This is a genomic window from Delftia sp. WSY_12 (genome assembly GCF_043104645.1).
Classification (GTDB): Bacteria; Pseudomonadota; Gammaproteobacteria; order Burkholderiales; family Burkholderiaceae_C; genus Comamonas; species Comamonas tsuruhatensis.
Map to the genome: position 1 here is coordinate 170,912 of NZ_JBICKW010000062.1, position 12,814 is coordinate 183,725.

The following is a 12,814-nucleotide window of genomic DNA, read 5'->3' on the forward strand; positions in this document are numbered from 1 at the left end:
CTGTGATTAGTGACCATTTATGTCAATGGTCACAACTGCAGGATTTAGGGCGACAGGCTTCTCAGCACCAATCCGGCCAGTTGGGCGGGCGCCTCGTCCGCATGGTCGAGGCTGTGCTGCAGCATCACCGGGTTCAGATAGGGGAGCATGACCAGGAAGATGGCGCGCCCGGTTTCATCCAGCGGCGTCTTGCGCTCGAAATCGCCCCGCTGGCGCCCGGCGTCGAGCACCTGCAGCAGCAGCTGATGCATGCGTTCCTCATAGGCCTGCGCTGCCTGCCAGCGCTCGGCCGACGCCGAAATGGCGATCTCGTACAGCTTGCGGTCCTCGGAGAAAAGCCGCAGCGTGGCAGCGACGATCGCCTTGAACAGGCGCCGCAGCTGCTCGGGAGGCGCATCCGTGCTGGCGACGGCCTGGCGGATCTCCGCCTCCATCTCCATCAGGCAGTTGGAACAGATCATCTCGCCGATGACCTGCTTGGACTCGAAGAACTTGTAGATGTAGGCCTTGGAAAAGCCGATGGCCTTGGCAAGGTCGGACACCGTGGTTTTCTCGTAGCCGTAGCGGCTGAAATGCTCTTTTGCCGCAGTCACGATCTGTTGCCGGACATCGTGTTCGACCGGGCCGCGCGCAGAGGTCGGATAGACGTTGGTGGTGCTCATGCGGCCTAGCTTACTCCATCAAAAAAATACTATGCAAGTGACCATTTTGGAATATAGTCACAGCGTCGCCCCGCTTCTGACTGTTGAACATGCCGCGTCTTGCCGCCCCCGTTTTTCTGATGCTCGCCAGCCTTTGTTCAGGGTGTGCGGTAGGCCCTGACTACCAGCCGCCCGCCACGGCCCTGCCCCAGGCCTACATGGGCAGCCGCGTTCTGGGTGAGGGCAAGCCGCCCTCGCCGGACTCCCCCACGGACCTTGCAGCCTGGTGGGCAGCCTTTGGCGATGCGCAAATGGCGCGCCTCGTCACGGCGGCACTGCAGCAGAACCTGGATGTTGCCCAGGCCGCTGGCCGTGTGCTTCAGGCACGCGCCGGACTCGACGCGGCGGCAGCTGCGTTGCGGCCGTCGGCCCAGGTCTCGGCGCAAACGGCCAGGAGCTATCAGTCGGTCGAGACTCCGCTGGGCCGGGTGCTCGACTCCATGCCGGGATTCGATCGCTACGGCAGCGCCCAGGAGGCCAACCTCGGAGCCAGCTGGGAGCTTGATCTCTTCGGTGGCCTGCGCAGGGCCCGGCAGGCTTCCCTGGCCGAGTACCAGGCATCGGAAGCCGGCGCCACCGCCGTGCGGCTCGCGGTGGCCGCCCAGACTGCGGACATCTATATCCAGATTCGCGGCCTGCAGGCGCGGCTGACAGTGGCACGCTCGCAAGTGCGGACCCAGCAGCAACTTCGCTCCATCGTCGAACTGCGGTTTGGCAAAGGCCTGGCATCAGAGCTTCAATTGCGCCAGGTCGAGGGGGCACTTGCGCGGGCGCAAGCAACCATCCCGCCGCTGGAGAACGCGCTCGAGGCCGCCCTCAACGCCATGGACGTGATGCTGGCCACGGCACCCGGCACGCACCGGGCAGAGCTGGCCGAATCCCGCCCGGTCCCCGTGCTGCCAACCCTTTCCCTGGCGGAGGCGCCCGGCGATCTGCTGCGGCGACGCCCGGACCTCATCGCGGCGGAGCGGCGCCTGGCAGCGTCGAACGCACGCATCGGCGTGGCGATCGCCGAGTACTACCCGAAGCTGTCAATCAGCGGCCTGATCGGCAGCGCCACCTCCATCTCCGCAGGCAATCTCTTCAGCGCCGGCGCATCGCAGGCCAGCGTTGTGGGCGGCCTGCGCTGGCGGCTGTTCGACTTCGGCCGCATCAACGCCCAGATCCACCAGGCGCAGGCACAGGAGGCGGAAAGCCTTGCCGCCTACCGGCAGTCGGTACTGCGCGCCACGGAAGAAGTGGAGAACGCCCTGGTCTCGCTGGACAGGCGACAGGAGCTGATGGCCGTGCTCGCCAGGGGCGCGGATGCGCTCACGCGGGCCCGGCAGGCCGCAGGCGCCGCCTACGACAAGGGCGTGGTCAGCCTGATCGAGGTGCTGCAGGCAGATGAAAGCCTGCTGGGCGTGCTGGATGCACAGGCGCAGGCCCGGATGGAGTCGGCACGCTCGACGGTCGCGATCTTCAAGGCGCTGGGCGGCGGCTGGACGCCGGAGCCCCTGCCTTCCAGGGCATTGGCAACCGCCAGCCACGGTCTTCCCGCCAGCGTTGCCCCCTGAACCTGCCACTTCCCGAAAGGAGCCCCCTTTCCACACAGCAAAGCAACCGAACACCCCTGCGGGACATGCGGCCCAGGCGACCTGCCCAAGCGGGCGGCCGAAGCCATGGCCCGGCTCCACCCACCCCCATCCGTCAAACCATGCCAAACACAACCCCCTCCCCCACCGTTGCTGCAGCCGCACGCATCCTGAAGCCGGCGCTTGCGGCCATAGCCTTCTCGAGCTGCTTCGCAGCCCATTCGCAGCCGCAAGACGCCTCGGCAGCCACATCGGACGCAGCGCTTTCCCGCGCCGAAGTCATCGCCGATCTCGCACTCTGGCGCCGCGCCGGATTGGACCGCCATGCGGAGATATCGATCTCCTACGGAGTCGAAACGCAGGAATATCGGGCCGCATACCAGGAGTACCTGCGCCTTCGCAACAGCGAGGCGTTCCAGGCGGAGGTCCGCAAGGCGCTGAGTCGGTAAGGCGGAGCGCCTTCCCGCCCAGGCCATCGCGGCAGCGGCTGGCTACCTGGGGCCGTGGCCCGGGGCTTCGCCTACAGGCCCAGGTCGGACAGCCCGGGGTGGTCATCGGGGCGACGCCCCAGCGGCCAGTGGAACTTGCGCTCCGACTCCTGGATGGGCATGTCGTTGATGCATGCGAAGCGCCGGCGCATGAGACCGTCGGCCTCGAATTCCCAGTTCTCGTTGCCGTACGACCGGAACCAGTTCCCGGCATCGTCGTGCCACTCATAGGCGTAGCGGACTGCGATCCGGTTTTCTCCGTACAGCCAAAGCTCCTTGATCAGCCGGTAGTCAAGCTCCTTCTTCCACTTCCTCTCAAGAAGGGCCTGGGCCTCGGCGCGGCTGTTGGCGAACTCCGCCCGGTTGCGCCATTTCGTGTCGAGGGTATAGGCCATCGCGACCTTGGCCGCATCGCGTGTGTTCCACCCATCCTCGGCCAGACGGACCTTTTGGACGGCGCTTGCGAGCGAGAACGGGGGCAGGGGTGGACGAGTTTCCATGATGTGACCTTTTGAAGAGATGTAGAACGATCTGTCTACATGCATCACTCTAACGGAGGTGGAACGATCTGTCTACAATGTCTTCATGAAAACTTCCGAGCCATCCTTCGAGTCATTGCCGCCCCGCGAGCGCATCCTGGTGGCAGCCCACGGCCTCTTCTACGCAGAGGGCATCCGGGCCACGGGCGTGGACCGGATCATCGAGCGGTCGTCGGTCAGCAAAGTCACCTTCTACCGCCAGTACGCCAGCAAGGACGACCTGATCCGGGCGTACCTCGACTACCGCCATGAACGGTGGATTTCCTGGTTCCAGGCCAGCCTGGCGCAGGCGACCGCGACGGGCTCGTCAGCGTTGGATGCCCTGTCCGACACCCTCAGGAGCTGGTTCGGCCAGCCCGACTTTCGGGGCTGCGCCTTTCTCAATGCCGCTGCCGAACTGGGCTCATCCGACCCTGAGATCCTGGCAACGGTCCGGCGGCACAAGCAGGAAATGTCGTCCGTGCTGGATCGCCTGTTCGGTGGCCATCCCGTGTCCGTGGGCGCTGCGCTCACCCTGGCGGCGGACGGCGCCATCGTCCATGCGCAGATGGGTCAGCCGATCGATGAAGTCATGGCGACCTTCAAGGCAGCGGCCGAAGGGATCGTGAGCCGCCCCGGGTTGTGAGCAGGCTCAGGAGCGGGGCGCCGCTGAGGCTTCGGCGCGCCACAGCGGCAGGTCGTTGCTGCCTCGCCACCTTTGGCCACGCAGGGGCCGGATCTGGCAAGTCAGTGCTTTGCCACACGCTGTCCTGCCGCGTCGATGACGGCTTCGCCGTCCTCCTTGGAGAATGCCCCTTGCTGGGGACGCGGCAGTATGTCCAGCACCACCTCGGATGGCCGGCACAGGCGCGTGCCCAGTGGCGTCACCACAATGGGGCGATTGATGAGGATAGGGTGCCGGAGCATGGCGTCGATCAGCTGGGCATCGGTCCATTCCGGGTCGCCCAGGCCCATCTCGTCATACGGCGTACCTTTTTGCCGCAGAACCTCCCGCACAGGCAGGGCCAGGTCCGCCAGCAGCCGCTCCAGCGTGGCCCGGTCGGGCGGTGTCTTGAGGTATTCGATGACGGCGGGCTCCTCGCCGCTGTTGCGGATCAGGGCCAGCACGTTGCGCGATGTGCCGCAGGCGGGGTTGTGATAGATCGTGATGGTGCTCATGGCAGGTGGGTTCTGTGAGGGAATTCAGGCAGCCACGCTCAGGCGCAGCGCAAGGGCGGCAAGCGTGATGAGCAGCACGGGGGCCGTCAAAACCGTACCGACCCTGAAGTAGTAGCCCCATCCGATGGTCATGCCTTTGCTGGCCAGTACATGCAGCCACAGCAGCGTGGCCAGGCTACCGATGGGCGTAATCTTCGGGCCCAGGTCGCAGCCGATCACGTTGGCGTAGACCATGGCATCCCTGACCACGCCGGTGGCACTGGAGGCATCGATCGACAGCGCACCCACCAGCACGGTGGGCATGTTGTTCATCACAGACGACAGCAGGGCCGAGAGCACCCCCGTGCCGATGGCTGCGCCCCAGACGCCGCCTTGGGCAAAGCGGTCCAGAACGGATGCGATAGAGGTGATCAGCCCGGCATTGCGCAATCCGTAGACCACCAGATACATGCCCAGCGAGAACACGACGATCTGCCACGGCGCGCCATGCAGTACCTTGCGGGTGCTGATGACGCAGCCGCGTGCCGCCACGGCCAGCAGCAGGGCGGCACCTGCGGCCGCGACCGCGCTGACAGGCACGCCCAGCGGCTCCAGCCCGAAGAAGCCGACCAACAGCAGGACCAGGACCACCCAGCCCGCGCGAAAGGTCGCTGGATCGCGGATCGCATCGGCCGGGCGCCTGAGCTGGGCCAGGTCATAGGTTGCGGGAATGCCGCGCCGAAAGAACAGCATCAGCATGGCGAGGCTGGCCAGCACCGAGGCGAGATTGACCGGCACCATTACCGAGGCGTATTCGTTGAAGCCGATGTTGAAAAAGTCGGCCGAGACGATGTTGACCAGGTTGGAGACGATCAGCGGCAGGCTGGCCGTGTCGGCGATGAAGCCTGCTGCCATGACGAATGCCAGCGTGGCGGAGGGCGAAAAGCCCAGCGCCACGAGCATGGCCATCACGATGGGCGTGAGAATCAGGGCGGCGCCGTCATTGGCGAACAAGGCGGACACAGCCGCACCCAGCAGCACGATGAGCGCGAACAGTTTGCTGCCCCGGCCGCCGCCCCAGCGTGCGAAGTGCAGCGCGGCCCATTCGAAGAAGCCGGCCTCGTCAAGCAGCAGGCTGATGATGATGACGGCCACAAAGGTGGCGGTCGCATTCCACACGATGCCCCAGACCACTGGAATGTCGGAAAGATGCACCACGCCGGCCAGCAGGGCAACGACCGCGCCCAGCGAGGCGCTCCAGCCAATGCCCAGGCCGCGCGGCTGCCAGATAACCAGCACAAGGGTGGAGATGAAGATCAGGACTGCCATGAGCATGGTGCTGGGAGATTCGGGTTTCAGAAGGCGCGCATTCGTGGACGAAGGGGGCGTCAGTGGGAGGCCAGTTCGCGGGCGGTGCCCTGTAGCCTTGCCTTTTCCAGCTTGTCGTCGGGCAGATTGACCAGCAGCTCCAGACGACGGCGCATCATGTGCAGAGTCTGTCGGAATGCTTCCAGCTTGACCTCTTCAGATGCGTCTCCCTGCGAGGGATCGGCGTATCCCCAGTGGGCGGTGGCGGGGTGGCCGGGCCAGATCGGGCAGACCTCGCCAGCTGCGTTGTCGCAGACGGTGATGATCAGATCCATCTGCGGCGCCTGCGGAGCCGCGAACTCATCCCAGCTCTTGCTGCGCAGCCCCTGCACAGATACGCCGGCACGTTGCAGCACCTGCAAGCTCAAGGGATTGGGCTGCTGATTCGCGCGGGGGCTGCTGCCGGCCGAATACGCTTTGAAGCGCCCATTGCCCATGTCGTTGAGCAAAGCTTCGGCCAGGATGCTGCGCGCCGAGTTGTGAGTGCACAGGAACAGGACATTCAGGGGGGTGATGGAATCAGACATGGTGGCTTAGCAGCAGGACTTGGAGGAAGAGGAAGCTACGGTGCCTGGGGCGCAGCAGGCAGATGCGGCCGCCTGGCGCGGGGCCGTCGGCGCGCAGCACGCGCCGCTGGCTCCGACGGCTGCATCAGGGGCTTCGTGAAACACGGGAATGTTCTCCAGCGAATGAAAGTGCTCCCAGGCAATCCCCTGGGGATCGGTGATCCAGTGCTTGTCGCTGCGTGCATAGCAGCAGGTGGTGGCGCCTTCGTCGAGCATCGCCAGGTCGGCGGCCCTGGCGCGTGCCTTGAGCGCATCCAGCTCCTCGGCCTCATCCACTTGGAAGCCCAGGTGGTCCAGGCCGGCTTTCTCGCCTCGCGTCGAAATGGCGAAGTTCACCCGGGGCTCATCCAGCATCCACTTCGCGTAGTCGCTTTCCACGCGGGCGGGCTCGGCACCAAACAGCTGGGAATAGAACGCGATGTTCTTGGCCAGATCGTCGACGTGCATATGGACATGGAAGCGTTTCATCGTGGACTCCGTTCAGCAGTTGCAGGGCAAGGCATCCACCGTGGCGCATGCGGCGCCCTGGCAGCAGTTTTCGGTGAGGTAGGCGAGCAGGTCGTTCATCGCCGCAAAGGACGCCCGGTACAGCACATTGCGGCCCAGGCGCTCCTGGCTGACCAGCTCGGCATGGGACAGCTCCTTGAGGTGGAACGACAGCGCGTTGGGTGCGATACCCAACTGTTCGGCCAAGGCGCTGGGCGTAAGCCCCGCAGGGCCGGCGACTACCAGGGCGCGGAAAACGCGCAGGCGCGCTTCATGGGCCAGGGCCGAAAGCGATCGGATGACTTGGGTTTCTTGCATGCATCAATAATACAACTATTGTTGAATTATTGTTGAAAAAAGTGAAGGCGATCGTGCGGCGCCATTGCGCAAGCTCCGCGCCGAATGCGGGACGCCACTGAACACGCAGCACGCCACGCAGATAAGCCGTTGATTTCTCACGTCCTCGCAAGCCATGCACCATCGATCTTTAGAGAGATGCGCCACTGAACTTTCGTCTGTACGGAAAACGCGCCACTGCACTTTAGTTTTTTGGCCAGCAAGGCTGAGGAGCGAGCTATCGGCCGAGGCGCAAGGGCTCAGGGCCGATGTGCGGCGGCGTCGCGGGTTGCCATGGGCTCTTGTGTGGCAGCTACCGACCCGTTGCAGTCGTTTGTCGCTGGCCTGTCGGTGTCGGCTTTGCCTCGGCAGCTGCCGCCCCCCGCCGCCGGGCGAACTCACGCTGCATGGCGCCAAGCAGTCCTTAGCCCCTGCGACAAGCGCTGGCCCAAATGATGGGTCTACTCGAAGGCTAGGACATTCTCCGGGCGCTCGCCCCGTGCCAGTGATCGTCTCACCCCCACTCAAACTTGCAGTCCCGAAACACGGATGGACGGCCAGGCTCGCCATGACACCCTGACAGCTCTACCCTCGCAAACATCGCCATCAACGGCGGACAGCACATCCACTGATGCTGACGACGTTCACACGGGGCGCAGCTGAAAACATTTCAGAACTTCATAGACACCGCCACGCGCATATTCCGCGCCTCCCCGTAGTACGACGAGGTCGAAACCCCTTGGTACTTGCGGTCGAAGACGTTGTAGAGGTTGGCCGAGACCGTGAGCTTCGGATTGATGGCGTATTGCACCATCAGGTCGGCCACAGCATAGCTTTTCTGCTCGACACGGCTGACGTTGGGCAGGCCCAGGAAGGAGAGGTCGCTCCAGGTGCCACTTTGCCAGCGCGCGCCGCCGCCCACGGTCAGGCCGTGGCCTATGTGAGGCAGGCGGTAGGTGGTGAACAGCTTGAGGGTGTTGCGCGGGATTTCGGGGTTCAGGCGGTTGCGCTCGGCGTCGCGCGCGATGTTGCGGGCAAAGCCGACGGAGGCGTTCCAGTGGCGGCGAATTTCGCCGGTCATCTCCACCTCGAAGCCACGCGTTTCGGCGCCCTTGACGGCACGGTAGGCCTGCTCGCCATTGGGCGCGTAGCTGCCCGTGATGGCCTGGGCCACGTTGTCCTGCAGCAGGCGGTAGACGGCGGCGCCCACCTGCAGGCGCTTGTCCAGCAGCTCGCCCTTGAGGCCCAGCTCGTAGCTGCGGCCCAGGAGGGGATCGAGCTTTTTGCCGTGGATGTCCAGGCTGCTCTGCGCCTGGAAAATATCGGTATAGCTGGCATAGGCCGACCAATCGCGGCCCACGTCCAGCACCAGGCCGGCGAAGGGCGTGAGCTTGCCGTTTTCGGCCATGGCGCTGCCGCTGGTCTCGCCGCTGGCGAAATCGGTGTAGCTGTCGCGACGCTTCCAGTTCGTGATGCGTGCGCCCGCGATGACGGACAGCCGGTCCGTGGGGCGCAGCTGCAGCGATCCGTAAGCACTGCTGCTGCGTTCCACGGCCGCGCTGCGGCCTAGTACCGGGTTGTCGGGCTGCACCGGCGTGCGGCCATCCCAGGTGAAGAGGTTGTCTATGGTGTTGTCCCAGCCGGGGAAGGCCCAGCGGCCATGCGAGCCGCTGTCGTTGCGCGTGCGTGCCACACTGGCGCCGAAGGCGGCCTGGTGCTGGCGTCCCAGCAGCTGGAAGGGACCGGAAGCCGTGAGGTCCAGCGTGTCCTGCCGAGGCCGCCCCGTCCACCAGGCGGCCCACAGGCCGGCACCTGCGCCGGTGGTGCGGTCCACAGGCTGTTCATTGGTCCAGCCCGGAATCTCGTCATAGCTGCTGCGGTCGAGCGTGTAGATGGCCTTCAGGCGCCAGTCGCTGGCCATGCGGTGCTCGAGCGAGGCGAAGACGCTGCGGTAGTCCCGCCGTGCCGAGGCCCAGCGCGCGCCCGAGGACGCGGAGCGGCTCCAATCGATGCGCGTGCCATCCGTGTAGAAGAAAGGCCGGCCCCCACGGCCTACGCCAGAAGCGTCGTAGTCCTGCGCGGAAAAGCCCACGGTGGCCAGCGTGGACGGCGACAGGTCAGCCTCCACCACGCCGTACAGCGAGCGGCTGCGGTCCTGCTCGTAGTCGACCTTGGAATGGCGGTTCTGCGATACGGCCACGATGCGCCCGCGCACCGATCCGGAGGCGTTGAGCGGCGATGACAGATCCACCTCGGCACGTGCGAAATCCCAGGAGCCTGCCGTGAGCCTGGCGCTGCCCTGGAACTCGGCCGTGGGCAGCTTGCGCACCAGGTTGATGGTGGCGCCGGGCGTGCCCGCGCCGCTCATCAGCCCCGAGGCGCCGCGCACGACTTCGACGCGGTCGAACATGGCCATGTCGCTGGTCTGGAAGATGGCCGGGTAGTCGCTGAACAGGCGGTTGACGCCATCGACCTGGAAGTTCTTGATCTGAAAGCCCCGCGCGAAGAACTGGTTGGTGTCGCCGCCCGTGGGACCATACTGCGCATAGCTCAGGCCCGTGGTCTGGCGGGCGATGTCTTCCTGCAGCACGATGCCCTGGTCGTCCATGCGCTGGCGCGTGATCACGCTGACCGACTGCGGCGTCTCGCGCAGCGACAGGGACAGGCCCGTGGCGGCCCGCGATTCGCTGGCGGCGTAGGACTGCGTGCCCTCGGTGACGGCGCTGCGCTCGGCCTGGGCGGTGACGCGCACCTCGGCCAGCGTGGCCGCGCCGGTGGGCGTTCCCACGGCCAGGGACGGTCGCACCACAAAGCCGCCGCCCTCGCGCGGCAGGGCCTGCAGGCCCGTGCCGGCCAGCAGCGCGGACAGGGCCTGGTCCACGGTTCGATCACCCTGCACGCCGGGGCTGGTCCTGTCTGCGGTCTGGGCGGTGGAGAAGGACAGCAGGATGCCCGCCTGGGCACCAAAGCGATTGAGCGTGGCGGTCAGCGGCCCGGCAGGAATGTCGTAGCGCTGCACTGCCTGGGCGTGGGGCTGTGCCTGTGCGTGGGCCTGCGCCGGGGCAAGCACCGCCACCAGCGGCAGTGCCAGAACGGCGGGGCGCAAGGCCTGCCGCAGTTGAAATGCCAGTCGTGTGGCGCGAAAAGTCGGGTGATGGCCCATGGTGTGCGTGTCCCTCGGTCCTGGATGGTTGGCAATGGAATGCGGGCGCAGGAAAAAGCGCTTCATCTCCATTGCCCCGCGAGACGCGAAAAGCGATCAGCCAGGATCGACAAGAGCCAGGAAATCAGGCCGGCTCGACCACCACCCAGTAGCGCGTGGCCGTGCGCAGGCGCACCGGCAGGGTGGCCAGCAGCATGGCCAGCACCTGGTCGGTGTCGGCCAGCGGATAGGTGCCGCTGACGGGCAGCTGCGCCACGGCGCCATCGCAGCCCAGGTGGCCGGGCCGGTAGCGCGACAGCTGGTCCAGGAACTCGGCCAGCGGCATGTCCTGGGCCACCAGCATGCCGCGCGTCCAGGCTGCCAGGGCCGGATCGGCGGGCCCGGCCGGCGTGGTGGCCTGAGCGTCAAACTGCGCCTGCTGGCCTGTTTGCAGCAGATGGAGGTGGCCGGGCCGTTCGCGGGGCGCGATCTCCGTGGCGCCTTCAAAGACCGCAACCCGGCTGGGCCCCTGGCCGCGCTGGCGCACGACGAAGCGCGTGCCCAGGGCACGTATGCGGCCATGGCTGGTTTCGACGAGCAAGGGCGGCGCACTATCCTTCAGGCCCTGGGCCGTGGCCACCTCGATGTCGCCGCCGCGCAAGCGCACCAGGCGCTGCTGCGGGCTGAAATCCAGGTCGACCGCGCTGTCGGCATTCATCTGCAGCTGGGTGCCGTCCGGCAGGCGCAGGCTGCGCCGCTGGGCCGTGCCCGTGCGCAGGTCCGCCCCCAGGCCGGCCAGCCAGTCGCCCGAGGATGCCGGACCTCTCCATGCCACGGCACCGGCACCCGCGCCCGTGAACAGCAGCACGACCAGGCTGCGCACCGCCAAGCGCCGCCCGCGCCCGCGTGCCGTGCGCGCGGCCTGGGCCAGGGCCACGCTGGCCGGCGTACCGGACAGCGGCTGCAGGCGTGCGCCCATGGCCTCTATGCGCAGCCAGGCGCGCTCATGGTCGGGATGGGATTCGCGCCAGTGCTGCAGGCGCTGCACCAGCATCTCGCGCGTGCCGGCGCTGTGATCATCGGACTGCAGCTCCACCAGCCATTCGGCGGCCTGCTCGCGCACCGCAAGAGGAATGGGCAGGCTCATGCGCCGTCGTCGTCCAGAAAGCAGACTTGCACCACGGCCCGCGCGATATGGCGGCGCACGGTGGGCACGGAAAGGCCCAGTTCAGCCGCGATGTCGGCCTGCCTCATGCCGTCGATCTGCGACAGCAAAAAGGCCTGGCGCACGGGCAGTGGGAGCAGGGCCAGCAGGCGGTCCACCTCGACCAGGGTCTGCAGCACGATGGCGCGGTGCTCGGGGGACTGGGCCACGGCCTCGGGCATGAGGGCCAGGGCGTCCAGATAGGCCTGCTCCACGCAGCGCTTGCGGTAGAGGTTGGCGGCCAGACCCTGGGCAATGGTCATCAGCAGGGCACGCGGTTCGCGAATGGCCTGGATCTCGGCGCCGCTGCGGCCCAGCAGGCGCACATAGGTGTCCTGGGTCAGATCGGCCGCATCAAAGGCATTGCCCAGGCGCTTGCGCAGCCAGCCCAGCAGCCAGCCGTGGTGGTCGGAGTAGAGAGTGGCGACATCGGGAACAAGGGCGCGGTCGGCGGCGGGCATGGGAAAGCGGCACGAGTGAAGCAGGAGGAAAGGCACCGGGGCAATATGCAGCGGCAAACAAGAATGCTTCTTATTTTCATTGTATCCAAATCCTACATCGTCATTGCACCAACCTGCGCACCAACGCCTGAGTGCGGACGCTCGGCGCGAGCACCATCGTGGGCTGATTCCACCTTCGTTGAAACCAGTCGGAGCGACGGCATTGAGTCGACAGGAATCAGCGGTGCAGCGCGAAATGGGGCCTTCGAGGCGAGGCACGGCGCACCGAAGAATCGACTGGCCACTTCCAAACGGTGAAGCGGTCGTCCAACAATGGAAGCCTTCAACGGCAGGTGTTGGTCGTCCCTGTCACTCTCGCTTTGCACAGTGAAGGGCGTAGATCAGCCTGAGGCCATCGTTAGAAAGTCTGCAGTTGCCAACTGCTCCGCAGCGATTGCTGCTGCTCACGGCCACCTCGTGACCTATCAGTTGCAGCCACATGGTGGTCATCCAAGCTTCAGGGCTGGCGGCATCGCCAGATGCTTCGCTCCTCATCCGCACCCGACCTGGTGAAGCTCCGCTTTAGGACTGGCCCGTCATCGTGCCACGAAGGCGGAGCTTTTCTCCCTCTGACCACAGAGGTCACCAGACGAGGCTTCGGTCTCGTTCGCGCCTGATCAAGGACAGTCACTCTGCACGGCTGGCTGATCTTGGGTGCGCTCAGCACCACGGCCAGGGCGCCTTCGATGCGACGTCAGGTCACAGCCCGCAAGGCTGCATGGTGATTCAGCGACAGCCTTTCGCCGGAAGTTCTGTGTGCTCCTGCAGGCCGC

At 66.0% G+C, this 12,814-nt stretch carries 13 protein-coding genes; 3 read left to right on the plus strand and 10 right to left on the minus strand.

Annotated elements, in window-relative coordinates; translation table 11 throughout:
• Positions 1 to 44: 44 nt before the first annotated feature.
• Positions 45 to 662, minus strand: a complete 618-nt coding sequence (locus tag ACF8LI_RS28035) for a TetR/AcrR family transcriptional regulator (protein ID WP_016445469.1) — start codon at positions 660 to 662, stop codon at positions 45 to 47.
• A gap of 89 nt (positions 663 to 751) precedes the next feature.
• Here ACF8LI_RS28035 and ACF8LI_RS28040 point away from each other — a divergent pair, with 89 nt between their 5' ends.
• A complete protein-coding gene (locus tag ACF8LI_RS28040) occupies positions 752 to 2,257 on the plus strand; it encodes an efflux transporter outer membrane subunit (protein ID WP_392414662.1) in 1,506 nt (501 codons plus the stop codon).
• 140 nt (positions 2,258 to 2,397) lie between these two features.
• Positions 2,398 to 2,724, plus strand: coding sequence for a DUF4148 domain-containing protein (locus ACF8LI_RS28045; protein WP_016450897.1), 327 nt, complete (start codon positions 2,398 to 2,400; stop codon positions 2,722 to 2,724).
• A gap of 71 nt (positions 2,725 to 2,795) precedes the next feature.
• Here the strand turns inward: ACF8LI_RS28045 and ACF8LI_RS28050 are convergent, their stop codons facing one another.
• The gene (locus ACF8LI_RS28050; protein ID WP_013800686.1) at positions 2,796 to 3,263 is read right to left on the minus strand and encodes a nuclear transport factor 2 family protein; all 468 of its coding nucleotides are present in this window, start codon (positions 3,261 to 3,263) and stop codon (positions 2,796 to 2,798) included.
• 85 nt (positions 3,264 to 3,348) lie between these two features.
• Between ACF8LI_RS28050 and ACF8LI_RS28055 the strand changes: the two genes are divergently transcribed.
• Positions 3,349 to 3,927 carry a TetR/AcrR family transcriptional regulator gene (locus ACF8LI_RS28055; protein WP_392414663.1) on the plus strand — a complete coding sequence of 193 codons (579 nt, stop codon included), beginning with the start codon at positions 3,349 to 3,351 and terminating at the stop codon, positions 3,925 to 3,927.
• 101 nt (positions 3,928 to 4,028) lie between these two features.
• Here ACF8LI_RS28055 and arsC read toward each other — a convergent pair whose 3' ends face one another.
• The 8 genes from arsC to ACF8LI_RS28095 all read right to left on the minus strand — a co-directional run bounded on the left by arsC (position 4,029) and on the right by ACF8LI_RS28095 (position 12,002).
• Positions 4,029 to 4,460: an arsenate reductase (glutaredoxin) gene (gene arsC / locus ACF8LI_RS28060; protein WP_016450895.1), complete on the minus strand. Its 432-nt coding sequence runs from the start codon at positions 4,458 to 4,460 to the stop codon at positions 4,029 to 4,031.
• Positions 4,461 to 4,484: 24 nt separating this feature from the next.
• Positions 4,485 to 5,774, minus strand: a complete 1,290-nt coding sequence (locus ACF8LI_RS28065) for an arsenic transporter (RefSeq protein WP_392414664.1) — start codon at positions 5,772 to 5,774, stop codon at positions 4,485 to 4,487.
• A gap of 53 nt (positions 5,775 to 5,827) precedes the next feature.
• Positions 5,828 to 6,334, minus strand: coding sequence for an arsenate reductase ArsC (locus ACF8LI_RS28070; RefSeq protein WP_016445462.1), 507 nt, complete (start codon positions 6,332 to 6,334; stop codon positions 5,828 to 5,830).
• 6 nt (positions 6,335 to 6,340) lie between these two features.
• Entirely contained in the window at positions 6,341 to 6,841 is a 501-nt protein-coding gene (locus tag ACF8LI_RS28075) for an ArsI/CadI family heavy metal resistance metalloenzyme (RefSeq protein WP_126310963.1), read from the minus strand.
• Positions 6,842 to 6,853: 12 nt separating this feature from the next.
• Positions 6,854 to 7,177, minus strand: coding sequence for a helix-turn-helix transcriptional regulator (locus tag ACF8LI_RS28080; RefSeq protein WP_016445460.1), 324 nt, complete (start codon positions 7,175 to 7,177; stop codon positions 6,854 to 6,856).
• Positions 7,178 to 7,865: 688 nt separating this feature from the next.
• A complete protein-coding gene (locus tag ACF8LI_RS28085; protein WP_227468496.1) occupies positions 7,866 to 10,301 on the minus strand; it encodes a TonB-dependent receptor in 2,436 nt (811 codons plus the stop codon).
• A gap of 181 nt (positions 10,302 to 10,482) precedes the next feature.
• Positions 10,483 to 11,484 carry a FecR domain-containing protein gene (locus ACF8LI_RS28090; RefSeq protein WP_392414665.1) on the minus strand — a complete coding sequence of 334 codons (1,002 nt, stop codon included), beginning with the start codon at positions 11,482 to 11,484 and terminating at the stop codon, positions 10,483 to 10,485.
• The gene (locus ACF8LI_RS28095) at positions 11,481 to 12,002 is read right to left on the minus strand and encodes a sigma-70 family RNA polymerase sigma factor (RefSeq protein ID WP_016445457.1); all 522 of its coding nucleotides are present in this window, start codon (positions 12,000 to 12,002) and stop codon (positions 11,481 to 11,483) included. Before ACF8LI_RS28095 ends, ACF8LI_RS28090 begins: the two co-directional genes overlap by 4 nt.
• Positions 12,003 to 12,814: the final 812 nt, after the last annotated feature.

Excerpts from the sequence above, each read along its gene's own strand:
- ACF8LI_RS28035 (WP_016445469.1), bottom strand. The coding sequence starts at position 662 with ATGAGCACCACCAACGTCTATCCGACCTCTGCGCGCGGCCCGGTCGAA.
- ACF8LI_RS28070 (WP_016445462.1), bottom strand. The coding sequence starts at position 6,334 with ATGTCTGATTCCATCACCCCCCTGAATGTCCTGTTCCTGTGCACTCAC.
- ACF8LI_RS28075 (WP_126310963.1), bottom strand. The coding sequence starts at position 6,841 with ATGAAACGCTTCCATGTCCATATGCACGTCGACGATCTGGCCAAGAAC.
- ACF8LI_RS28095 (WP_016445457.1), bottom strand. The coding sequence starts at position 12,002 with ATGCCCGCCGCCGACCGCGCCCTTGTTCCCGATGTCGCCACTCTCTAC.
- ACF8LI_RS28050 (WP_013800686.1), bottom strand. The coding sequence starts at position 3,263 with ATGGAAACTCGTCCACCCCTGCCCCCGTTCTCGCTCGCAAGCGCCGTC.
- ACF8LI_RS28055 (WP_392414663.1), top strand. The coding sequence starts at position 3,349 with ATGAAAACTTCCGAGCCATCCTTCGAGTCATTGCCGCCCCGCGAGCGC.
- ACF8LI_RS28040 (WP_392414662.1), top strand. The coding sequence starts at position 752 with ATGCCGCGTCTTGCCGCCCCCGTTTTTCTGATGCTCGCCAGCCTTTGT.
- ACF8LI_RS28090 (WP_392414665.1), bottom strand. The coding sequence starts at position 11,484 with ATGAGCCTGCCCATTCCTCTTGCGGTGCGCGAGCAGGCCGCCGAATGG.
- ACF8LI_RS28065 (WP_392414664.1), bottom strand. The coding sequence starts at position 5,774 with ATGCTCATGGCAGTCCTGATCTTCATCTCCACCCTTGTGCTGGTTATC.
- ACF8LI_RS28045 (WP_016450897.1), top strand. The coding sequence starts at position 2,398 with ATGCCAAACACAACCCCCTCCCCCACCGTTGCTGCAGCCGCACGCATC.
- arsC (WP_016450895.1), bottom strand. The coding sequence starts at position 4,460 with ATGAGCACCATCACGATCTATCACAACCCCGCCTGCGGCACATCGCGC.
- ACF8LI_RS28080 (WP_016445460.1), bottom strand. The coding sequence starts at position 7,177 with ATGCAAGAAACCCAAGTCATCCGATCGCTTTCGGCCCTGGCCCATGAA.